Below are 22,491 nucleotides of genomic sequence, written 5' to 3'. Positions count from 1 at the left end.
TTCGGACACGGTTTCGTGATCATCAGCGTCTTCGGGCTCACACCGACGGCGGGCGCTCGTGCGTGTCACGATCGGGACCCCCGGTGCTCCGATCGGCGGATTCGGCGGACGTCGACGCGTCCGAATCGGGGTTCGAATCCCCGTAGCGTCCCCGACCTCCCTCGAGGCCACCGTCGCCGTGGACGCGCGCGATCCAGTCGAACTGTGCGTTCATCCACCGCTCGAGGTCGGCGTCGAACACCTTCGTCCGGAGCCGGTGCATTCGCCGTTTTCGCTCCGCTCGTGGCATCGAGACGGCTCGCTCGAGCTGCTCTGCCACCCCGTCGGCGTCGGTCGGGTCGATCGTGAGCGCCTGAGTGCCGAGCCGGTCGTGGGCACCGGCACGGTCGCTCAGGAGGAGCGTTCCGTCGCCGTCGACGGTTGCAGCCACGTACTCCTGGGCGACGAGGTTCATCCCGTCGAGTAGCGAACTGACGACCATCACGTCCGCCCGGCGGTAGAGGGCGCTGAGTTCCTCCTGAGAGAAGTACTCCTCGGTGTAGACGATCGGCTGCCAGTCGCCGGTCGCGAACCGGGCGTTGATCCGGGCGACGTCTTCCCTGACGAGTTCGCCGTAGCGGTCGTAGGCCGGAATGTCGGTTCTCGAGGGCGTCGCCTTCTGGACGAACGTGAACGCGCCCCGCCACGCTGGATTTCGCTCGAAGAACCGCTCGATTCCGGCCAGTCGCTCGGGAATCCCCTTCGAGTAGTCGAGGCGGTCGACGCCCAGTCCGAGGACGGTGTCGTCGTCGATGGTACAGTCGTCGAACAGCGAGTGGACGGCGGTCGGGTCGGTCGATCTGGCCGACCGATCGTACGTCTCGGCGTCGACACCCATCGGCGTCGCGACGACGCGCGTCGTCGAGCCCTCGTACTCGACGAGCAGGCGGGCGCGGTCGACCGACGCCTCGGGGAGATACTCGTCGACGCACGCGAGGAACTGCCGACCGTAGCGCTCGACGTGGAACCCGAGGAGGTCGTTCCCGAGTACCCCCTCGAGCAGGTCGGTGTGGGCCGGACACACCTCGAAGGTCTCCGGGTCGGGCCAGGGAATGTGCCAGAACTGGGCGACGGTCGTCGACTCCGGCGTCGACTCCTGGACGAGTCGCGGGGCGAGTGCGAAGTGATAGTCCTGTATCCAGACAGTCGACTGCGCGCTCGCGCTGTCGACGATCGCGTCGGCGAAGCGCTCGTTCACCCGTCGATACCACTCGAGGTCGTCCGGCCGGGTGTCGACGAGTCCGGGAAACTCGTGACACAGCGGCCAGAGAACCCGGTTGCTGAACCCGTAGTAGTAGCCCTCGACGGCCTCGTCCGGGATGTCGATCCGCCGGAGGGTGTAGGATTCGTCGTCGGGCGGAACCGAGACGCGGTTGTCGTCGTCGGTGACCGCGAAGTCCGCTTCGCCGTCGCCCCAGGCGATCCAGGTCCCACTCGCCTCCTGAAGAACCGGGTCGAGGCCGGCGGTCAGTCCGCCAGCGGGCTCGTCGACGGTGATCTCCCGGTCGTCTCCGTCGGTGCGGACCTCACCGCCGTCTGCCGACGTACCGTCACTACCGTCGTCACCGTCGCCGTTACCCGGTCCAGACCCGCCCTCGACGTCCTCGTACTCGTGACGGTAGGGCTGTCGGTTCGAGACGACGATCAACGAGTCGGGGTAGCTGTCGTTCGGCGATTGATTACCGTCCTCGTCGTCCTCGCTGACTTCGGCCTCGTCTGCCGAACTGCCGCCGTCCTCGCCGTCTCGGTCTCGAGCGTCGGTCGTGCTTCGTCGCCGTCCCGACGTTCGGTCGCGTGATCGCTCACTCGAATCCACACTCGAGTGTTGTCCCGCCGGTCGCTCCTCGGATGGTGCCATTCGCCCCGAGAACACAGCCCCCCGACGGGTTGCTTCACGGCCTGCAACCGCATGGGTGTCTTGGCTCGAGTGGCAGACGGGACGGCGACGACGTCCGCTGTAACACCGGCCTAAACCGTATTTCCGCCACCGTGAGCGGTCTCGCGTTCGACGTGAGGCAGGCTCACGTCGAGCCACCAGAACCTACTTCGGCCGAGGCGGCGACCACGGATCTATGAGCGCGGACACACCGTTCCCGGAACGGATCGAGGCCTGTCGTCGCAACATGGCACGCGCCGACGCCGACCTCACCGTCTGCTTTCCGGGACCGAACCTGACGTACTGTACCGGATTCGACGAATTACCGTCGGAGCGTCACCTCCTCCTGTTCGTCCCGCAGACGGGCGAACCGACGATCGTCGCCCCGCGGATGTACGAAGACCAGCTGGCTGCCGTCCCGATCGACGACCTCGCGCTCGAGTGCTGGGACGACGGCGACGATCCGGCAGAGACGATCGATCACGTTCTCGAGCGTGCGGGGGTTACCGGCGCGTCGGCGACCGTCCTGCTGGACGATCGTCTCTGGGAGACGTTCTCGCAGGATCTCCGCGGCTGTCTCCCCGACGCCGACTTCGGCCTCGCCAGCACGGTACTCGAGCCGATTCGCCTCCGGAAGGACCCGGTCGAACTCGAGGCGCTTCGCCGGGCCGCCGGGGTTGCAGACCGGGTGAGCCAGGAGATCCGGTCCCGTGGAACGGACCTCGTCGGCTGGACGGAGGCGGACCTCGCACGCGAGATCGAACGGCTGCTCGCGGCCGAAGGCGGCGACGAACCGGCATTCGAGACGATCGTCGCGTCCGGCCCGAACGGGGCCAGACCCCACCACCACAGCGGTGACCGAGTGATCGAGGCGGGCGACCCGATCGTGCTCGACTTCGGCGCGTTCGTCGAGGCGGACCTCCCGGCCGGAACCGGACGCTACCCGGGCGACCAGACGCGTACGATCGTCGCCGGAGACCCGCCGTCCGGCTACGAGCGCGTCCACGAGGTCGTCCGGGAGGCCCAGGCCGCTGCGGTCGACGCCGTCGAACCCGGTGTAACCGCAGGGTCGATCGACGAGGCCGCCCGCGAGGTGATCGAGGCGGCTAGCTACGGCGACGCGTTCGTCCACCGGACGGGTCACGGCGTCGGTCTCGAGGTCCACGAACCGCCGTACATCGTTGCCGGGAACGACCGGGAACTCGAGCCCGGAATGGTCTTCAGCGTCGAACCAGGGATCTACCTCGAGGGGGAGTTCGGCATCCGGATCGAGGATCTGGTCGTGGTCACAGACGACGCCGACGGCGTCGAGCGGTTGAACGACTCACCGCACGGGTGGGAGACGGGAAGCGAATAACCGAGGATCGGGAACCAGTATCGACGATCAGTAGTAGTACCACTCGAGTTCGTGGCCGCAGTTTCGGCAGGTCGTTTCGGTTCCGCGCAGGCGATTCATCTCCTGGTCTTCCACACCCCCGGGCCCGACGGACTCGGGATCGACGATCCCGGGACCGGAGGGGAGGGACGTCGAGACGGTGCCACCGCAGGAGGGACAGCCGATGGTCATCGTCCCTCGATTCGATCGAGACATACTCGTCGCGTTATCGATTCTCCCCGATAGTTATGGAAGTCGTATCCGACGGTTTCGGTAAATTTCGACCGTTCGACGTTCTTATACCCGGAGCAGGCGCAATACCACGTCGTTCACGGCGTGGATACGCGCCGTCACAGCGGGAATTCCCGTACGTTTTTGTTTCACACTGACGTATGTATACGTGTCGGCACATTGGCTATGACCCCAATGTAGCCGAGCGCCCGAAACTGGCGGTTCGAGTGTCCGCCCACGCTGGAAACAGGGTGTGCCCACGCGGGAATCAAATAACAAGCACCGGGCGACCCGACCGAAGAAGTAACTCCGAGTCCGTTAACGTTGATTCGACCCCCGCCGGGCACAAACAACCACGAGGGTCGAACCCAACCGAGGATAGGAGTACCGGGGGCTTGGCACTCCCAGGAGACTGCCCACAGACCGGCCACTCACCGATTCTGACGGTGCGTTGGCTTGGTGATCTGCGAACCTGAAATTCCCAACTCAACGGTTCGGTGCCGTGGGATTCCTCCCGCGTTCACGCGGAGGAGGATGTCAAGTGGCTGTTTACCTCGAGTAATGGGGTGTGTTCCGTCTCGCTGGCACTCGTTTACGTCGGTACTCGCAACCGCTAGACGGGAACCCACGGTGGTGATCTGGCAGCGAGGCCCACCCCGACCGCCCAGCAACAGCAAGGTCGGGACGTATTCCCCGGGTGACCGAAGTCACGGGCGACATGTACGACGACTGCCTGCTCGCGACGGACGGCAGCGACGGGGCACGGCGGGCGACCGAACACGCGATCGAACTCGCCGATCGACTCGAGGCGACCCTGCACGTGGTCTCGGTCGCCGAGGAAGGCCCCCACAGTTCGGAGAAACGAGACCGCATGCGTTCTGACCCCGAGTCGGAGGCTGCCGAGGCCGTCGAAGCGGCCGCAGCACCCGCCCGGGAGCGCAACCTCGAGGTGACGACGACGGTGCTCGAGGGGGTCCCCCAGGAGAAGATCGTCGCGTTCGCCGAGCAGAATCCGATCGACCTGCTCGTCCTCGGGACGGTTGGACGGTCCGGGCTCGACAACCTGGTCGTCGGCAGCGTCGCAGAGGAGGTCGTCCGGAATGCACCCGCACCCGTCGTCACAGTCCGGGAGCGAGAGTAATCCGCGATCGCGGGTGCACGACCAGCACCAGCACCGCCCAGCGACGCGGGCGACGGCAGTCGTTTCAGCTGTCCGAAACCAGGTCTTCCGCTGGCACCGTTCTGGGGTGATCCACGGATGAGCGACCGCGCCACCCGACCGATCGGCGACGTCGACCGCGTGCTCGTCGTCGGCGACACCGACCGCCTCGAGGACGTCGCCGTCAGCCTGACCCGGGCGCTCGACGCGGCGACGCTGATCCGGGAACGATCGGCCGACGACGCCCTCGCGCGCCTCGAGACGATTCAGCCGGGCGTCGACTGCCTCGTCTGTGACGTGGGTACGGAAACAGGTGCAGAGACGGAAACGGAGACCAGCGATACTGGTTCTGAGGTGGGCCTCGAGAGGCTCACTCGACTCTCGACTGCGCTCCCAGAGACGCCCATTCTCGCGGTCCTCGGAGACACCGACGACCGGGGTCGAGGCCAGTCGAACCGTCGCGACCGGCGAGACGATGCTGCCCGGGTGCTCGAGGTCGGAGCGACGGACGTCCTCCGCGGCGACGAGTCACCCGCGGTCGTGGCCGCCCGCGTTCGGAACGCCGCCGGTTCCGGACGGGGGGATCGGTCCCGAAGTGAGCCGGCGGCGGAGGCCAACCGAACGGAATCGCTCCTCGCGCACACGACTGCCGTCGTCGGTTCCCTCGCGCCCGACGGGACGATCGACGAGATCTCGCCGGCTGTCGAACGGCGGTTCGGGCACACCCCGGACGAACTCGAGGGACGCCCCCTTTCGCGGTTCGTTCACTCGGAGGATCGGTCGCGGCTCACGGCGGCGATCGCCGACGTGTCCTCGGGACCGGTGGGGACGACGTCCGAGATCCCGGTTCGACTGCGCCAGACCGACGGTGCGTGGGTCCACGCCCGCCTGACAGTCGTCAACCGGCTCGGTGACCCGGCCGTGGACGCGCTCGTGCTCACGATCACCCGCGATCGAGTGTCGTCCACGAAAGCGACGGCCGAGGGCGACGTCGCGGCGGCGCTCGACCGTCTCGAGCGTGCCGTCTTCTCCGTCGGTCCCGACGACGACCTGCGGAACTGGAACGACGCGGCGACGTCGCTGTTCGCGGCGGCACCGGAGCACGGAGTGGTCGTCTGGGCGATGCTTCACGAGGCGATCCGGAACGAACTCGAAGTGCGCGCAGGCGAAGCGCGAGCGGCCGACGAACCGGTCGCGGTTCGCGTGGACAATCCGTCCACTGAGGGCCACCTCGAGGTAACCGTCGTGCCGACCGACGAGGCGATCACCGTCTTCGCAGACCCCGTGGTGCCATCGGATAAGGGTACCGTCGGGGCAGACGTCCTCAAGCGCGACCGCGAGGAACGCGACCTCCTCGAGTCGATCGTCGACGCGCTCGAGGACGGCATCCTCGTGCTCGAAGAGGATCGAGTGCGGTTCGCGAACGCCACTGTCGCGCGACTCGCGGACGGTGACCAGATCGTCGGTCAGTCGATCGACGACCTCTTCGACGCCGAACTCGCGGCCGCTGTCATCGAACGCGCTGCCTCGACGGTCGTCCGGTGGATGGATCCGCTCTCCGGGACGCTCACTGTCGGCGACCGACGACCGGCCGTCGAGGTGTTCGTGGCGCCGCTTCCTGCCGCCGAGCGAACGCTCTGCGTCGTTCGGGATCGCCGACGGTCGCCGGAATCGGCCCTCCGGATGCTCGACGGGACAATCGCCGAGGTCTGGGCAGCACCGTCTCACCCCGCGATCAGGGAGAGCGTTCTCCGTGCCGTTCTCGACTGGACAGCCGCCGACGCGGCCGGCTGGTACGCCCTCGAGGGCGATCGACTCGAGCCGCTGGCCCTGGAGACCGCCGGCGAGCACGGTGACGCAGACCGCCGAGCCATCGAGCCCGACGAGGAGTTACGGTCTTCCCTCGCCGACCGCGCGATCGGCGACGTCACGGAGGAACCGGCGCTCGTGCCGGCGCTGACGCGGACCGGGATCCGTGCCGAACGGGTCCTGACCGTCTCCCTCGGCGAGGCCGGTCTCGTCGTCGTCGCTGGCCCCGATCCGCTCGGCGTCGAGCGGGTCGAACGAACCGCGCTCTCTGCGCTCGCCAGCGGGGCAACCCTCGCGAGCGAACGACTCGAGTCGAATCGCGACCTCCAGACGTGTCTCCGGGCGCGGACGCGGGCCGAAACGGCTGCCGACCGCGAACGCCGAGTACGGGCCGTCGAGCGCGCGCTCCTCTCGGCGAACACGCTCGAGACGCTCGACGACCGTCTCTGTGAGGGGCTGCTCGCGATCGAGGGCGGTGATGCGGGAGCGACCGACAGCGAGGACGCGGGAAGGGGCGACAGCCGCTCGCTCGAGGCGGCCTGGGTCGGACGACTCGACGACCGAACCGGGACGGTCGACCCCGTCGCCTCGGCGGGGACGGCGACCGACGAACTCGACGTCGAGTCGTTCCCGGTCGACGCCGATGCGTCGGACCCCGCAAGTCGAGTGGCAGCGGTCGGCGGCGGTCCCGTCGTCGTCGACCTCGAGCGCGTCGTCTCCGACGAGGACGGGGCGTCCCCGGCAGCCGAGGATACAGACGCCGAGTTCGACCCTGCGCGGGAGGAAGCCGACGTCGCACGCTGGCACCGGTCGCTCCGCGAGCGCGGTCTCCGGTGGGCCGTCGGCGTTCCGGTCGAGCACGACGGCGTCCGGTACGGGACGCTCACGGCCTACGCGGCCGATCCAGCGGCGGTCGACGACGAGGTTCGGCGTCGACTTCGGCACCTCGCGACGGTCGCCGGCTACGCGGTCGGGTCGCTCAGGCGGGCGATCCCCCGGGACGACGTGACCGAACTCGAGGTCGCCGTCACGGACGGCGGTCCGTTGACTGCCGTCACGAGCGAACTCGACAGGCGACTCGACCTCAGCGCAGTCGTCCCCCGGCCGAACGGCAGTGCGACGGTCTACGGCGTCCTCTCCGACGTCGACGCCGACGCCCTCGAGCGAATCGTCGATCGCGTCGACGGCGTGACGGCGGCTCGCGGCCCTGGGCTCGGCGACGCCGGGGACGTGGGCGAGACGGCGACCGGTGGACCCGCCGGTGCGGCGGGTGAGGGAGGCCACGACGACGGAAGCGGGCGGGACGACGAAGCGAATCGAGTCGGCGTCGAGCTTCGGCTGTCGACCCGGCCGGTCACGGACGCGGTCGCGGCCCACGGTGGACGGCTCCGGGCCGTCGTCCCCGACGGTGACCGGGCGCGACTCCTCCTCGAGGTGCCGACCACCGTCTCGGTCCGGTCGGTCGTCGAGCGCCTCGAGCGCGAGTACTCGGGTGTGGAACTGCTCGCCAGGCGTGAGCGCGATCGACCGCGACAGTCCTGGCAGCCGCTCGAGACGCGAGTACAGGCGCAACTGTCAGATCGCCAGCGTCGAACGCTCGAGGCGGCCTACTACGGCGGGTTCTTCGAGTGGCCGCGCGAGCAAACTGGTGAGGACGTCGCAGCGGCTCTCGGCGTTTCCCAGCCGACCTTTAGCCGTCACCTGCGGAGCGCCCAGCGCAACTTGCTGTCGTTGCTCTTCGAGGACCGCTTCGACGACGGTCGGACGTGATCGGTCGGGCGGCCGATCGATCTCGCGAGTAAGCCGGCGTTTCTTCGACGTCAGAACCGTCACGACGAACGACGGGTGAATCAATATTCGACCACTGACCGGCAGGGAGTTCCGTATATAGCGCCCACGACCAACTCGGTCCGGTCGAATCTGAGATTTATGCAGACGCTCCCGGTAACGCGAGCTTACGGCCGTCCGTTCGGCGGACGGGGGATCCAGCAGTGAGCACCGACGCCGCCGACCTCGAGGGCGAACGGAGCACGCTCACCTCGGTGGCCGACGGCGGAATCGTCGCACAGGTCCGACTCGACCACCCGAAACTGCTGCTCCGTCGAACGCTCAGGCGCGTTCCCGACGTGTCGATCGAACCCGACACCATCACCACGCTCGAGACCGGCCAGACCGTCGCGTTTCTCCTGGTTTACGCCGACGCCTACGACGCCTTCGAGACGGCCCTCGAGATCGACCCGACGGTCACGGACCCCGTCCTGGTCGATCGGTATCCGGACCGTCGCGTCTATCGAGTCACTGTCACGGAGCGCGCCCGCCGGTTCGACCGCGGAATCGTCGACGCCGGCGGACGGCTTCTCGAGGTCTCGAGCTCCCGGGACGGCTGGAAGCTCCAGGTTCGCTTTCCGGACCGGGAGGCGCTCGTCTCGTTCAACGACCACAGTCGGGACCGGGGTCTCTCGGTGGCCGTCGAGTACCTCCGGGTCGCAGACGACGGCCCCGACGGTGTCCCGGCGCTGACGGAGAAACAACAGGAGTTGCTCACGGTCGCCTACCAGGAAGGGTACTTCCACGTCCCGAGAGGAATTTCCCAGAACGAACTCGCCGACAGGCTCGGCGTCTCGAAGTCCGCCGTCTCCCAGCGGCTCCGCCGGGCGATCGGTAGCCTCTGTGCAGCGACGCTCACGCCGGATGGCTGTCCGGACGACCGCGAGTGATCGATCGCGGCGGAGTGGCCCTCGCTGCACTCACTCGATCCGGAGATACTGACGATCGTACTCCGGTTCGCCCTGTCGCGGATGGACCGTGAGGAACGACTCCGGCGGCAGGGAGACGAGTTCCCGTGGCAGGTCCTCGAGTTCGCGGTGCCAGCCGACGTCGCCGCGGCGGGGCGAAATCGCGACGACGAGGTCGTCTTCTTCTGCCCGGGACTCGAGCGTGGGGAGGAGCCGATCCCAGCGGTCGACGGCCTCGAACTCGGCGGTGACGTCCTCCTCGACGAGGTCGAACAGTTGCTCGAACTGATGGGTCGTTCCCTCGACCACGACGACGCGTAGCTCGGCGCCCGTCGCGTTCGCGATGCGTTTGACGAGGTGGACGGCCTCGTAGAACCCCTCGTGGTGATCGGCACCGATCGGGACGACGACGTGGAGCCGGCGGGTCGTGTTGATCGGGTGACCGAGCCGCGAGATGAGCACCGGGAGCGTCGTCCGCTCTAGGACCTGATCGATGATGCTCCCGAAGATCCGGTGGCGGAAACTCTCGGTGGCGTCCCAGCCCATGACGATCTGGTTCGCCTGCACCTCGACGGCCCCCTGAACGATCCCGGAGGCGACGTTGTGGTTGACCCGCGTCTCGGTCTCGATCGGTACCTCTGCGGCGCTGCCTTCCGCCGCCAGCTCTTCGAGGTCGGCCTGTGCCGCGGCGACCTGCCGTTCGGCCGAGCTGCCCTGATCCGGCTGGATCACGCGCATGACGGTGACCGGCTCGCTTCCGCGATCGCCCTTGATGACGAACGCGAGCTCGAGGAGTCGCTGCTGGAGTTCTGCGCTGTGAGAGAGCGGCAACAGGATATTGGGATCGCGCTCGTCGGCCGCTCCGGCCTCGACCTCGCGCTCGAGGGCGAGCCGGGTCGCCGCACGTTCTGTCATCCACGGACTGGCGATGGCGGTCACGAGCAACATGAGTACGACGGCGTTGAGGACGGTGTCGCCGAAGAGCCCTTCCTCGTAGCCGACGAGCGTGATCGCGAGGGCGGCGGCGGCCTGTCCGATCGAGAGGCCGAAGATGACGCCCCGTTCGTTCGGCGTGAAGCCCTGGACGACCGAGACGACCCAGGCAGCGGCGTACTTGCTCACGATCATCACGCCGACGATCACCGCGGCCGTTACGAGCGTCGCCGGTCCGTCGAGGATGACGCCCGGATCGACGAGCATGCCGACGTAGAACAGGAAGAAGGGGACGAAGAAGGCGTTCCCGACGAACTCGATCCGGTTCATGAGCGTGCCGCCTTCCGGGATAAGCCGATTGACGGCAATTCCGGCGACGAACGCACCGAGGATCGGCTCGAGTGCGAGCACCTCGGCGAGGCTGGCGGTGACGAAGATGGCCACCATCACGAAGAGGAACTCGAAGTAACTCTCCTCGCTGAAGTTCTGGAAGAACCAGCGGGCGGCCGGCGGCAGGACGAACCACGCACTGGCAAAGAGCACGACCAGCGCGAGGCCGACCTCGGAGATCATCCAGACGGTCAGATCGCCGTCGGCGGCACCGAGGACGATCGCGAGGACGACCAGCGCGATCGTATCGGTGAAGAGGATGCCGCCGAAGACCGCCGTCACCGCCCGATTCTTCGTCACGCCGAGGCGGTTGACGATCGGATACGCGAGCAACGTGTGGGAGGCGAACACCGCAGAGAGCAACAGCGCCGCCTCGAGTTCGAGTCCAAGGACGGTGTGGGTCGCGAACGTCCCGACGAAAAACGGCACGAAGAAACTCGTCAGCCCGAACAGCGCCGCATCCTGCGGTGCAGCCGCGAACCCCCGGATGTCGAGTTCGAGACCGACGGTGAACAACAGGTAGATGAGCCCGACCTGCCCGAGCAGCTCGATCGCATCGGTGAGTTCGACGATCTCGAGTGCACCGGGGCCGACTACGGCCCCGAAGATCACGATGCCGACGATGCCGGGCTGGCCCAGCCGCTTGACCAGCAACGGCCCGACGAGGAAGACGATCATCGCGATCGCAAAGACGAGTACCGGCTCTTCGAGGGCGATTCCGACGAAAGCGGGCGACGGTGTGATGTTCATTGAGTCAGACGATCGGACGCGATACCGCTCCCTCGAGCCGGTCACCAGAGTTCACGCGCGGCGTCTCGCGGCGAGCAGTGAACGACGAGCGATGCAGTGGAATCCGGTCAGTTTGGCGTCGTGTTGGTGTGCCACTCGAAGTGGAGAGAGTGTAATAAAACGTTGGATTTTGACCGGAACAATCCGATAGATGCCGGCTACATTCACCGGTAGTCGTCCAGAAGAATCCATCTGTCCAGATGTTGGCCAGAGGACGAACCGTCCGTTCACTTCAACGCTCCCGCCGGGAGCGTACGTGACACCGATTCGTACCGTCAGCCGATCCGACAGGCAACGCAGACGCGGCACGCAGGTCGCCGAGTGAGCGTCTCCTACCCGACGTTTTTCGGTCCGTATCGCTCGAGGGCGATTTCGTATTCGACCCGTTCGCTGCTGTTCGCTCGACATACTCGGACGATTCGTGACCGTTCGGTCGAAACGAAGTGGTCGAGAGCCACTCGAGTGGGCGTTCGTCTCGTTTGCCCCGTCCGACTGGTCGACGACGATCTCCTCTTCCGTTCCGTCGTTTCACCTCGGCAGCACGAAATTACCCCGACGCTACACCCACGAGTAGCCCGTCTATAGTAATGATTCGGGCCAGAACAGGGCTATTCATGCCCACGTACTGGTTGTCTCGAACGCGCTCCCCACGGCACCGGACCGGAACCAGCGGGTCTGGCGCTGATCGCGGTCGCACCCGGTCCTCCACTGGCCCGTCCCGGTTCCAGTCCCGGCCCCTCGCGACGCCCACCGAATCGACCGCCTCCACGACGACCGCCGGGTCGGTGAGCCACTGATGTGTGGAATCATCGGACACGTCGGTACCGACGACGCCCTCGAAACGCTGCTAACCGGTCTCGAGAACCTCGAGTACCGGGGCTACGACTCCGCCGGCGTCGCCGTCCAGAACGGCTCCGGAATCGCCGTCGAGAAACGCTCCGGCGAGGTCTCCGAACTGAAGTCGTCGATCGACGGCTCGCTCGAGGGCAGCGTCGGGATCGGTCACACCCGCTGGAGCACGCACGGCCCACCGACCGACGAGAACGCCCACCCACACACCGACGAAACGGCCGACGTCGCCGTCGTCCACAACGGCATCATCGAGAACTACGCCGAACTTCGCGAGTGGCTCAAAGCCAACGGCTGTGAGTTCACGAGCGACACCGACACCGAGGTCATCCCCCACCTCATCCAGTACTTCCTCGACGAGGGCCTCGACGGCGAGGCGGCCTTCCGGAAGGCCATCGAGAACCTCGAGGGGAGTTACGCCGTCACCGCGATGATCTCCGACGAACACGTCCTCTACGCCGCACGGAAAGGGTCCCCGCTCGTGGTCGGATTCGAGGACGAGGCGTTCTTCCTCGCCAGCGACGTCCCCGCGTTCCTCGAGTACACCGACGACGTGGTCTTCCTCGAGGACGGCGACGTCGTGATCGTCGACGACGACGGCGTCGAGTTCACCGACCTCGACGGCAATCCAGTCTCGAGAGAACGGAAGACCGTCGACTGGGATCCCGAACAGGCCGGCAAAGGTGGCTACGACCACTTCATGCTGAAGGAGATCCACGAACAGCCCACCTCGATCGCCCAGGCGCTCGAGGGCCGGGTCGACCCCGGTGCAGGGGAAATCGCCCTCGAGGGGTTCGAACCCGGGACGTTCGCGGACGTCGACCACGTCCAGCTCGTCGCCTGTGGAACCTCCTACCACGCGGCGATGTACGGCGCGTTCGCTCTCAGGCAGGCGGGCATCCACGCGACGACGGTGCTCGCGAACGAGTACAGCGTCGCCGCCCCACCGATCGACGAGGACACGCTCGTGATCGCCGTCACCCAGAGTGGCGAGACCGCAGACACCCTGAACGCGCTCCGGCGAGCCACGGCCGGCGGTGCCCGCACGCTCGCACTCACGAACGTCGTCGGCTCGACCGCCGCCCGTCAGGCCGACGACGCGCTGTTCATCCGTGCCGGCCCGGAGATCGGCGTCGCCGCCACCAAGACGTTCTCCTCGCAGGTCGTCATGCTCGTCCTCCTCGCCCAGCGAATCACCGAGGATCGACTGGGCGACCCCGCCGCCGATCCCGATACCCTCCTCCCGGCCCTCTCACAGACGCCGGGAGCGATCGACGACCTCCTCGAGTCCTCGCGGGCGGCGGCGATCGCCGACCGGTTCGAGGACAGCCAGTCGTACTTCTTCATCGGCCGCGGTCTGGGCTACCCGGTCGCCCTCGAGGGCGCACTGAAGTTCAAGGAGATCACCTACGAACACGCCGAGGGGTTCGCCTCGGGCGAACTCAAACACGGCCCACTGGCGCTCGTCACCGCCGACACGCCGGTGTTCGCCGTCTTCGTCGGCGACGAAGACGAGAAAACGCTGAAAAACGCCGCCGAGGCCCAGACGCGTGGCGCACCCGTGGTCGCCGTCTGTCCGGAAGGCCACCGGGCGACCGAGGTGGCCGACGCCCACCTCGAGATTCCGGACACCGATCCGGACGTCGCCGGGCTGCTCGCGAACGTGCAGCTGCAGCTGGTCTCCTACCACGCGGCCGCCCAGCTCGACAGGCCGATCGACAAGCCGCGAAACCTCGCCAAGAGCGTCACGGTCGAGTGAGAGGACTGCTGTCCGCTGCTGACAGCACAACCACACGACGGCTCGCGGTTGCACCGGTCGTCGGTACAGTACCCTGTCCGGGTCGTCGACGACCGAAGCGATCGCTCACGGTCGAATCCGGCGATAGCAAGAGCCCCGCTGTGAAATCCCGAGCGGCTGGTTCCGAATCGAGTGCGCGTCCCGGGAGTCGGAGGACGTGCGACCACCCCCGTAGCCTCACGTCCGACCGACTCCGTCGAGTGCGACCCGCACTCGGTGACGTCGGAATCGGATCTGGAGGGAGTGCGGTGATCGAAATCTATCGTGCTACCGATCGACACCCTCCACCTGAACTAGCTTCCCACCACCATATAAACCCCGTACTTGATGACTACGGGAGGCGCTCCGAGCAGGCGGTACTGGCCCGGGCATACCCGTCTCCGGAAACGACTGTTCATCCGGAACGTCGGTCAGGCAATGGTCACAGTCCGAACCCGTCGGCCCCGAGGTCCCGAGCAGGACGTGTCCGTACCACCGACTCGAGGTGACCGTCACTCGTGCAGCCTGCGAGCAGCTCGGTGGTCACATATCATCCGTCGTGACTTCGGGCCGGACGTGACGACCAGATCAGGTGGAATTGACGGGCAACCCCATCGAAAAACCCCTCGTTTCCAGCCAGAAATACTCGATTTCTGGTGTACTAACACGTCTCACGGTAGTTATCCCGGGAAACTCGATCGCGCGATCTGGGCCGAAGAAACCCGAGACTTCCCCTCGAGACGCGAGTTATGCTGTCTATAGTAAATACCGTTCTGTCGAAACGACCTGACGATGTCGACGGACCAATCCGATACGAAGTGGACGCCGATGACGTCCCGTGAGCACACCAGTGCGCCCCGATGTGTCAACTGTGGAACGCAGGTAACCCGCCAATTCGCTCGCGTCTTCGGCGACAACCGTGACGTGGTTCACGCCTGTCCCGAGTGTGCGACCTATCGCGAGATGAAGACGTCCGATTTCATCCCGAAAGACGCCCGCTAGCCGCTCCGTACTGGCCCGACCAGCCGTCTCCCCGGAGGTCATCGGCGCCAGGGAACTCGGCTCCGGTCTGCCCTTCACCGGCCCGCTCGTCCTCCACCACCCTCCCACCGACGCTCCTCCTGTCCCCTTCGACGGTGTGACCAGTCTCGCGGCCTGACGACCCCATCGCGAAGACGGTCACGCATCCGTTCACGAACGGTAGTCCCACCCTAGCGTTCTGAACCGTCACGGCCGTCTATATACCGACTCCGAGCAGAACCGGCACGGATGGACGACCCTCTCCAGCGACGACGCGACGAACGCCGAACGTGGAGACGGAAACGCCTCCCGCCAGTCGCCTCTCGAGGATCGCCCACTAACAGTCGTTCTCCAGTACACTCAACCCCCGTGAACGTATGAGTTCATCAGATCACGACGTCGACACAGATCGTACCGCCCAGTCGAACCCCGACCGAACTGACGATCAGGAGCCGACGATCGAGGACTGCCCGCCGAGCGCGAAACTCGTCTACAAGGTCCTCGAGTACGAGGCTCCACTGACACAGGAGGGGATCGCCGCCGAATCCCGACTCTGCCCGAGAACCGTCCGGTACGCCCTCGGCACCCTCGAGGAGAGCAGTCTCGTCGCCAGCCGCGTCAGTCTCGAAGACGCGAGACAGTCACAGTACTGGATCCCAGAGGGAACCACGCCGGGTCCCGGTCCAGCAGCCGAGTCGACGTAACGCTCGAGCGGCTCGACGCCCGCTCGAAGACCGCCTGCTCAGGTATCTGCTCGAACTACCGTCGCTTCCGGTACTGATCGACCACGATGTCGAGACCGAACGCCCCGTCGGTGATCTCGTAGTGGGTCTCGAGTCGCGGGTTGAACTTCGCCTTGTAGCGATTGATGCTCGGCACGCCGGCACCGACCATGTCGTAGCGGTCGATGCCGGCGTCGATGCCGTCGCGCATGACGTGCCAGTCCAGCAGGTCGTTGATCGGCAGGTCGACGTCGATCCCCGCGTCGTCGGGCCTGACACCGCCTTGCCACCGGTAGCGGGTGCTGTCGGACTCGACGACGAGGATGCCGCCGACGAACGAGCCGTCGATCCGGCAGACGTACGGCCGGATCGCACCGTCGGGAAGCAGGTCGTAGGCCCGCCTCGCGAACCGACCGCTCATGTGGAACGACCGGTTCTGGGCCTCGTACCGCTGTGAGACCTGCTCGACGATCCGTTCGACGTCCGCCCCAGACCCCTCCTCGATCGTGTACGCATCCTCGTCTGCGTTTCGGACGTTACTCCGGGCGTCACTGCTGAACCGATTCAATAGTTCTTCTTCGCCACAGTCCAGGTCGACGACGTACGTGTAGCCGGGACGGACCTCGTACTCGTTCCAGACGAACGGACGAACGTCGTCGAACTCCGCCGCGACGAACTTCGCGTACACCGGCTCGAGTTCCTCGTCGATCCACTCGATGCAGTCCTCGAGGAACTGCTTGACCCGCCGATCCGCTTTCCGCTGCTTGAGCTTGTCCACGTTGAGCACTGCCGGGCCGAGGTAGGGCGTCCACGACCTCGGCGCTGGCGAGAACGCACCCGTTACGGGCCCCTTCGTGTACTCGAAGACCGGAAAGAGGCCGACGGCCTCCTGCCCTTTGAAACTGGCGAGCAGGTGGGGTCTGGTCTCGGTCTCTTCGGCCTGCAGTCGGAGCGCCTCGGTCCTGAAAAACGGGTTGGTCCCCGGAGACCGCTCGACGTATCGATTCCACTCCTCGGCGTCGGTCCGTGGGTTGAACCGCCTCAGTTCGAGACTCATAGGTAGCCAAGATCGGAGAGTCGGTCTTCGACGACGCCGTCGTCTGTCGCCGTGACGGGCTCGACCTCGTAGGAGGGGTACTCCACGGCTGACGTCCCCTCGACGACCGACAGTGGCTCACCGTCCATCGCCGCATCGATCGGGACGTCGAAGAGCGAACAGATCGTCGGGGCGACGTCGAAGATCGAGGCCCGCCGCTCCGGTGACGAGACGGACTCGCCCTCGTCGATTCCAGCCCCGGCAGCCGCGACGACCCCGACCGGCTTGTGGTTCCACGACTCCATCGGCTCGACGAACAGCTCCTCGCCCAGCGACGCGGAGATCGCCGTGTCGAACTCCCGCGGAACCGTCACCACGTCCGGTGCCGCCTCGAGGTGTGGGCCCTCGAAGCAGGTCTCCCGCGGTTCGACGGCCTCGAACATCGGCTCGCCGTCGGTCGTTGTCACCCCCGAGAGGGCCTCGATCACCTCTTCGCGGACGGAATCGTACTCCTCGGGCGGGACGACCCCGTCGGGTTCGCGACCCTCGAGATTGATCCGGACGCCGAGTTCGCTCTTCGACCGGACGTACGCCCGCGAATCGGGGAAGTCGACCTGTTCGCTCGCCGCCCTGACCAACGCGTTCGGAACCCGACGACCGATAGGCTCTTTCAATCCGACGCGGTCGAGCACACCGGCAACGCGCTGGGTCGTGATTCCGACCCGTGCCGCGAGTTGCATCGCCGTCTGGACCGGCGACCCGTCCGAGGAACCGGCGTCCTCCCCGTCGAGCAAGTCCGACTCCCACGAGGCCGTCCAGTTTGGCATCCCCTCACCGCCGCTCCGGACGGCGACGTCACCCCGCTCGCGGAGGAACTGGTTGACCCGGAACTCGGGCCCCGAAACGGGACCGATACCGTGATCGCTGACGACGAGGATCGTCTCCGGATCGACCGCCTCGAGCGTCCGCTCGAGTTCGTCGTCGACCGCGCCGTAGACTGCCTCGATGGCCTCGCGGTCACCGGGCCGCTCGTGAAAGACACTGTCTGTCTGCTGGAACTGCAAGAAGCCGAAGTCGGGATCCATCCGACGGCAGAGATAGCGAAAGGCCCGGCCGCGACACTCGATCGTCCGCTCGTAGGCCTCGATCGAACGGGCTGGCTCGTCGCCGCTCTGAGGATAGAGCCGGTAGCCGTTACACGCGAGTTTGACGTCCTCGAGGATCCCCGGCGGGTGACACGGCGGGTCCTCGGGTGCGGTCATTCCCGGGATCAACGCCCCGTCGAACTCCCCCGGCGGATGGGTAACTGGGACGTTCACGACCACACTCGAGTAGCCGTGCTCGTCGAGAAGTTCCCAGACTGGGCGGGCCCTGACGTGGCTCGCGTTCACCACGTCCCAGTCGTAGCCGTCGAAGCTGAGAAAGTCGTACACCCCGTGCTTGCCGGGGTTCTTCCCCGTGTACAGCGACGGCCACGCACTCGCCGTCCACGGCGGAATCTGAGAGTCGAGAGGGCCACTCGTCCCCATCTCGAAGACCCGGCGGAGCGTGGGCGTCACTCCCGACTCGAACAGTGGCTCGAGGACGGGACGACACCCCGCGTCGAGCCCGACGACGAGTACGCGCATACCGTCTTCGTCGGACGAAGCTACCATACGGACGCCGTCCGCGCGACCGGGCTTTGTTATTGGAACGCTTTGGGCCTGTAGGGTCGCGCTTCACGCGGAGCGGAGTGCCCGAAAAACGGCACAGTAGCGTGTATCAACCTGTAAGCAACCGTTGTCGATCCGGTCAGCGCCGCCCCTCGACCAGCGTCAGCTTCGACCGGACGGTCTCTGCGAGGACGTACCGACGGCCCTCCTCGCGCTCGAGTACCGACTCGCTGCACAGCTCCGAGAGGAGACTCTGGACTGCCACCGGCGAGCGCTCGACCCGCGGTGCGAGCGTCGCGGTCCCGAGTGGCCCCTCGCGGGTGAGTTCCGCGACGATCTGACTCGCCGTCTCGAACGAACACCGTGACCGTTCGCTCGCCGCCCGAACGTCTCCGGCGATGCCGACCGTCTCCAGCAACTCGACGAACTCCCGGCGCTCGTTGGCGACGATGATCTCCGCCGGACCGGCACCGTCGTCGATCGAGACGTAGCCGAACTCGATCTCGTCGCCATCTGCCTGCACGATCGGCTCTGGCCCCCCCTCTGCTGGCTCGGGTGACTCCGATCCGGTCTCGGTCGCCTCGTCGGTCGGGGACTGCTCCCGCTCGAGTTCGCTCACCCGCCGTCGAAGCCGCTCGTTCTCCGTACGCAACTGGTCGATCGTCTCCGCACGGGACTCCAGCAGCGCCTCGAGCGTCTCGACGTCCTCTTCGGCCTCCGCGAGTTCCTGTTCACGAGCCTCGAGATCGTCTTCGAGCACCTCACACTCCCGCTCGAGTTCGACGATCTCCTCGTGGAGCCGCCGGGTCTCCTCGCCGCCTCCCTCGGGCAACTGCGTCTGGACCATCGACGGGTTCGAGAGTGCGTCGGCCATCTGCTTGGCCGCATTCGAGATGTCTCGCGCGTTCTCGAGTTCGTCCTCGAGGGTCTCGATCCGTTTTTCTTTCTTCTCGAGTTCGTTCTCGAGTTCGATGATCCGGTTTTCCTCGCGTTCTTTCCGCTCGGAGATGTCCTGAAGATCACCGACGAGGGCGTCGGAGACCGACTTCAGTTCGGGACGCTCGAAATCGTCCAGTCCAGGGGTCGCACCGGCGTCGAAGGTGCGCTTGCGGCGAAACTGGATCTTGCGGACGTCGACTTCGTTCCAGTCGGTCTGGACGAACGCCTGCCCGTCGTTCAGTTCGGAGACGAGTTCGGAGTACTCGGTGTCGATGATCCGGCCGACGACCTTGGTGTCGTTGTCCCAGGTCAGCCGGTGCCAGACGAGCCAGTTCGCCTGCGTGATGAAGTCCTTCTTGACGTCGGCAGGGCGCTGGCTGATCCCCAGAATTCCGAGGCCGTGCTTGCGGCCGCGCTTGCCGATCTTGATCAGCAGTTTGCCGGTCTCGCCGCCACCGCCGCCCTCGGGAATGTACTCGTGTACCTCCTCGACGACCAGCAAGAACGGCTTCTTGAGCTTCTTCTCCTTGACGAACAGCTGTCTGGCCGTCTCCCGAAGCAATTCGTCGGCGACCTCCTCGTCCAGATAGCCCGAGACGTCGAGGATGATCGGAACGTTCTCCTCGAGTGCGAGCGTCGCCATCTGTTCTGCGTGCTCGGGGCCGATCTGGATGTCACACTCCTCGTCGGCACCCGCGTGGAGCATCTCGTATTCCTCTTTGAGGCCGTAGTACTCGCCGTCTGTGTCGACGATCAACAGGGGAAAGCCGGCCTCGAGCAGTTCTTCTGCGATCACCGAGGCCGTGTTCGACTTGCCCGATCCGGACTTGCCAGTGACGAAACCACGACCAGTCAGAAGTTCGACCACCGGGAGGTGAAGGTCCGACCCGTCGTCCGTCTCGCCGACGAGGATCTCCCGTTGACGGTCCTCACTCACCGCGTCCCCACCCCGTCTGCGAACGGTTCGATCATACTACCAGTACCGTTCCGAGCAAACCACCTTGAATATTGGCCTCAGGGAGACGACGGACGACGCCGCTCGAGGCCGGGGCGGTGGGGAGCGGTCTGGCGAGGTCGAATCCGCCGTGGTCGTCGGCCGGCTCAGTCGTCCGAGCCGTAATTCAGCTCCGGCGGCAACTCGCTGTGGCCGAGTCGCATGTGACGCTCGTGGTAGATGTGGGCTGTCGCCGTCACCGTGAACGTCACCGCGATGATCGCGGCCCACGTCAACTCCGACAGCATCGTCAGCGGGTAGATCTCCAGCCAGATCGCTGCGATCAACGCGCAACTGACCGCACCCAGCGAGAGGTACAGCTCCCGCCAGGCGAACTCGTGACCCGGAACGATCTCGAGGTAAATACTCAGGTCCTTGGTCCGGTCGGTCGCCTCGACGATCCCCCGATCGGAGTCGAACCGGAGGATTCCCGCCTCGTCCATCTTCGGCAGGTGTGTCTGCTGGAGCGTCGTGTAGACGCGCTTGCGCTGGGCCGAGGTCACGCCGTCGAGAGTCGTCTCGTACTCCCAGGCGGCGACCTGCTGTGCCAGATCACCGAGTTCGACCGGGCGATCGTCCCGTTTCAGGTAGTGAAGGACGTACCGCCGTCGCTGATTCCGGAGCACCTCGAACGTTTCCCCTTTCGTTAGCTCCGGCGGTTCCTCGCTCGGAGCGCTGTCGACGGGGTCGGCGTGTTGTTGGGTCGCCATGTCGATCACCACCGTTCGGCGACGGCCGAACCGTCCAGACCCGATCGTACACCCATTAGATGCCGGGAGGGACGCCACCTATATAATTCTCTTGACCTCGTCGGAAAGTTACACTCGATCTGACACCGGGCCAAACCCGACGGCGCGACGGCGGGCGATCGAATCGATCCAGCCCGAGAACAGATATTGGCAGCGGAGTGCGATTTACGTGACCCGACGTCCAGCGATTAGGCCCCGCGGACCGCCACGATCGACTCGGCGATCTCCGCCGCCAGCCCTGCCTTCGTCCCCTCGTACTGGGCTGCGTCGGCCGCGTGGACCAGCAGTGCGCGCGTTCGTTCGTCGCCCATCACACTCGCGTCGTTGGCCACCACGAACGAGAGATCCGCCCGCTCGAGCGTCGCTCTTGCCTCCTCGATCATCGCCGCGTCGTCTCCCGAGGTCTCGGCTTTGAACCCGACGATCGGCAGGCCGGGGTGATCCTCGCGAATCTCGTCGATGAGCTTCGGCGTCGGCTCGAGCTCGAGGGTCAACTGCTGCCCGGATCGAATCTTCTCCGGACTCCCCTCGACCGTGTAGTCGCCGATCGCAGCGGCCGAGACGAGCACGTCCGCAGAGCCGTGGTCCCCGCCGTCGGCGCAGGCGTCCCGCGTCGCCTCGAGCATCTCCGCCGCGCTCTCGACCGGTTCGACCGCCGCGTATGGAACCTCGGGACCGTCGTGGACGAGCGTGACGTCCGCTCCACGAGCGTAGCAGGCGCGAGCCACGGCCCGTCCCATCCGCCCCGACGACCGGTTCGTCAACACGCGCACGGGGTCGATCGACTCGCTCGTCGCCCCGCTCGTAACCACGACGTGGTCGCCCTCGAGCGGCCGGTCACCAGCCGCGCGAGCGACGTCACAGACGATCGCCTCCTCGCTCGCGATCTTGGCTTTCCCCTCTTCGATTCGGGGATCGACGAACTCGACGCCCCACCCCTCGACGGTCCCGATGGCCTCGAGTACGCCCGGGTGGTCGTACATCGGTTCGTGCATCGCGGGGGCGATCACCACCGGCGTACCGGCCCCGAGTGCGGTCGTCGCGCAGGTCGTCACCGGCGTGTCGTCGACCGCACCCGCGATCTTCCCGACCGTGTTCGCCGTCGCCGGCGCGATCAGGAAGACGTCGGCCCAGCCGTCGTACCCGCACAGCTCGACGTGCTCGACGCGACCCGTAATCTCTGTGACGACGTCGTGTTCGGTGGCGAACTCGAGTGCCCACGGGTGGATGATCCCCCGTGCGCTCGCCGTCATCACGCCACGAACCGACGCCCCCTGCCGACGCAACTCGTGGGCCAGTTCGACCGTCTTCACGGCCGCGATCGAACCACTCACCCCGAGCGCGACGTTGACTCCCTCGAGCATGTGCCCCAACTTCTCACGGCGGTGTGTTAAGGATAGCGAGGTGGCCGGCTCGA

At 66.3% G+C, this 22,491-nt stretch carries 15 protein-coding genes; 7 read left to right on the top strand and 8 right to left on the bottom strand.

Features of this window, described 5'->3' with window-relative positions; all coding sequences use genetic code 11:
* Positions 1-37 precede the first annotated feature (37 nt).
* Positions 38-1,897: an alpha,alpha-trehalose-phosphate synthase (UDP-forming) gene (locus B1756_RS02180; protein ID WP_086887065.1), complete on the bottom strand. Its 1,860-nt coding sequence runs from the start codon at positions 1,895-1,897 to the stop codon at positions 38-40.
* Between the two features lie 214 nt (positions 1,898-2,111).
* Here B1756_RS02180 and B1756_RS02175 point away from each other — a divergent pair, with 214 nt between their 5' ends.
* Positions 2,112-3,272 (top strand): M24 family metallopeptidase, encoded by a 1,161-nt coding sequence (locus B1756_RS02175; protein WP_086887064.1) that lies wholly within the window; start codon positions 2,112-2,114, stop codon positions 3,270-3,272.
* A 27-nt stretch (positions 3,273-3,299) separates the two neighbouring features.
* Here B1756_RS02175 and B1756_RS02170 read toward each other — a convergent pair whose 3' ends face one another.
* On the bottom strand, positions 3,300-3,506 hold the full coding sequence (locus B1756_RS02170) for a hypothetical protein (RefSeq protein ID WP_186336490.1): 207 nt from the start codon (positions 3,504-3,506) through the stop codon (positions 3,300-3,302).
* A 733-nt stretch (positions 3,507-4,239) separates the two neighbouring features.
* Between B1756_RS02170 and B1756_RS02165 the strand changes: the two genes are divergently transcribed.
* The 3 genes from B1756_RS02165 to B1756_RS02155 all read left to right on the top strand — a co-directional run bounded on the left by B1756_RS02165 (position 4,240) and on the right by B1756_RS02155 (position 9,206).
* Positions 4,240-4,662, top strand: a complete 423-nt coding sequence (locus B1756_RS02165) for a universal stress protein (RefSeq protein ID WP_086889998.1) — start codon at positions 4,240-4,242, stop codon at positions 4,660-4,662.
* Between the two features lie 117 nt (positions 4,663-4,779).
* Positions 4,780-8,259, top strand: coding sequence for a bacterio-opsin activator domain-containing protein (locus B1756_RS02160; protein WP_086887063.1), 3,480 nt, complete (start codon positions 4,780-4,782; stop codon positions 8,257-8,259).
* Between the two features lie 221 nt (positions 8,260-8,480).
* Entirely contained in the window at positions 8,481-9,206 is a 726-nt protein-coding gene (locus B1756_RS02155; RefSeq protein WP_086887062.1) for a helix-turn-helix domain-containing protein, read from the top strand.
* Between the two features lie 30 nt (positions 9,207-9,236).
* Here the strand turns inward: B1756_RS02155 and B1756_RS02150 are convergent, their stop codons facing one another.
* Entirely contained in the window at positions 9,237-11,297 is a 2,061-nt protein-coding gene (locus B1756_RS02150) for a cation:proton antiporter (protein ID WP_086887061.1), read from the bottom strand.
* Positions 11,298-12,132: 835 nt separating this feature from the next.
* Between B1756_RS02150 and glmS the strand changes: the two genes are divergently transcribed.
* The 3 genes from glmS to B1756_RS02135 all read left to right on the top strand — a co-directional run bounded on the left by glmS (position 12,133) and on the right by B1756_RS02135 (position 15,686).
* The gene (gene glmS, locus B1756_RS02145) at positions 12,133-13,944 is read left to right on the top strand and encodes a glutamine--fructose-6-phosphate transaminase (isomerizing) (protein WP_086887060.1); all 1,812 of its coding nucleotides are present in this window, start codon (positions 12,133-12,135) and stop codon (positions 13,942-13,944) included.
* Between the two features lie 810 nt (positions 13,945-14,754).
* Positions 14,755-14,964 (top strand): DUF7563 family protein, encoded by a 210-nt coding sequence (locus B1756_RS02140; protein WP_086887059.1) that lies wholly within the window; start codon positions 14,755-14,757, stop codon positions 14,962-14,964.
* A 395-nt stretch (positions 14,965-15,359) separates the two neighbouring features.
* Positions 15,360-15,686, top strand: coding sequence for a MarR family transcriptional regulator (locus tag B1756_RS02135; protein ID WP_086887058.1), 327 nt, complete (start codon positions 15,360-15,362; stop codon positions 15,684-15,686).
* Between the two features lie 55 nt (positions 15,687-15,741).
* On the opposite strand, the gene B1756_RS02130 is transcribed toward B1756_RS02135, so the two are convergent.
* The 5 genes from B1756_RS02130 to coaBC form a co-directional block, all read right to left on the bottom strand.
* Positions 15,742-16,761: a lipid II:glycine glycyltransferase FemX gene (locus B1756_RS02130; protein WP_086887057.1), complete on the bottom strand. Its 1,020-nt coding sequence runs from the start codon at positions 16,759-16,761 to the stop codon at positions 15,742-15,744.
* Positions 16,758-18,395 (bottom strand): alkaline phosphatase family protein, encoded by a 1,638-nt coding sequence (locus tag B1756_RS02125; protein WP_086887056.1) that lies wholly within the window; start codon positions 18,393-18,395, stop codon positions 16,758-16,760. Before B1756_RS02125 ends, B1756_RS02130 begins: the two co-directional genes overlap by 4 nt.
* A 136-nt stretch (positions 18,396-18,531) precedes the next feature.
* Positions 18,532-20,268 carry an ATP-binding protein gene (locus tag B1756_RS02120; protein WP_086887055.1) on the bottom strand — a complete coding sequence of 579 codons (1,737 nt, stop codon included), beginning with the start codon at positions 20,266-20,268 and terminating at the stop codon, positions 18,532-18,534.
* A gap of 164 nt (positions 20,269-20,432) precedes the next feature.
* The gene (locus tag B1756_RS02115) at positions 20,433-21,035 is read right to left on the bottom strand and encodes a DUF7344 domain-containing protein (RefSeq protein ID WP_086887054.1); all 603 of its coding nucleotides are present in this window, start codon (positions 21,033-21,035) and stop codon (positions 20,433-20,435) included.
* Between the two features lie 227 nt (positions 21,036-21,262).
* Entirely contained in the window at positions 21,263-22,438 is a 1,176-nt protein-coding gene (gene coaBC, locus B1756_RS02110) for a bifunctional phosphopantothenoylcysteine decarboxylase/phosphopantothenate--cysteine ligase CoaBC (RefSeq protein WP_086887053.1), read from the bottom strand.
* Between the last annotated feature and the right edge of the window lie 53 nt (positions 22,439-22,491).

The sequence above is a fragment of the Natrarchaeobaculum aegyptiacum genome, assembly GCF_002156705.1.
GTDB lineage: Archaea > Halobacteriota > Halobacteria > Halobacteriales > Natrialbaceae > Natrarchaeobaculum > Natrarchaeobaculum aegyptiacum.
The sequence above is the reverse complement of the archived record's forward strand: the minus strand, read 5'-3'. Positions and strand labels throughout refer to the sequence as shown.

Coding starts and splice junctions, on each gene's coding strand:
- B1756_RS02180 (WP_086887065.1), bottom strand. CDS start 1,897: ATGGCACCATCCGAGGAGCGACCGGCGGGACAACACTCGAGTGTGGAT.
- B1756_RS02175 (WP_086887064.1), top strand. CDS start 2,112: ATGAGCGCGGACACACCGTTCCCGGAACGGATCGAGGCCTGTCGTCGC.
- B1756_RS02170 (WP_186336490.1), bottom strand. CDS start 3,506: ATGTCTCGATCGAATCGAGGGACGATGACCATCGGCTGTCCCTCCTGC.
- B1756_RS02165 (WP_086889998.1), top strand. CDS start 4,240: ATGTACGACGACTGCCTGCTCGCGACGGACGGCAGCGACGGGGCACGG.
- B1756_RS02160 (WP_086887063.1), top strand. CDS start 4,780: ATGAGCGACCGCGCCACCCGACCGATCGGCGACGTCGACCGCGTGCTC.
- B1756_RS02150 (WP_086887061.1), bottom strand. CDS start 11,297: ATGAACATCACACCGTCGCCCGCTTTCGTCGGAATCGCCCTCGAAGAG.
- glmS (WP_086887060.1), top strand. CDS start 12,133: ATGTGTGGAATCATCGGACACGTCGGTACCGACGACGCCCTCGAAACG.
- B1756_RS02140 (WP_086887059.1), top strand. CDS start 14,755: ATGTCGACGGACCAATCCGATACGAAGTGGACGCCGATGACGTCCCGT.
- B1756_RS02135 (WP_086887058.1), top strand. CDS start 15,360: ATGAGTTCATCAGATCACGACGTCGACACAGATCGTACCGCCCAGTCG.
- B1756_RS02130 (WP_086887057.1), bottom strand. CDS start 16,761: ATGAGTCTCGAACTGAGGCGGTTCAACCCACGGACCGACGCCGAGGAG.
- B1756_RS02125 (WP_086887056.1), bottom strand. CDS start 18,395: ATGGTAGCTTCGTCCGACGAAGACGGTATGCGCGTACTCGTCGTCGGG.
- B1756_RS02115 (WP_086887054.1), bottom strand. CDS start 21,035: ATGGCGACCCAACAACACGCCGACCCCGTCGACAGCGCTCCGAGCGAG.
- coaBC (WP_086887053.1), bottom strand. CDS start 22,438: ATGCTCGAGGGAGTCAACGTCGCGCTCGGGGTGAGTGGTTCGATCGCG.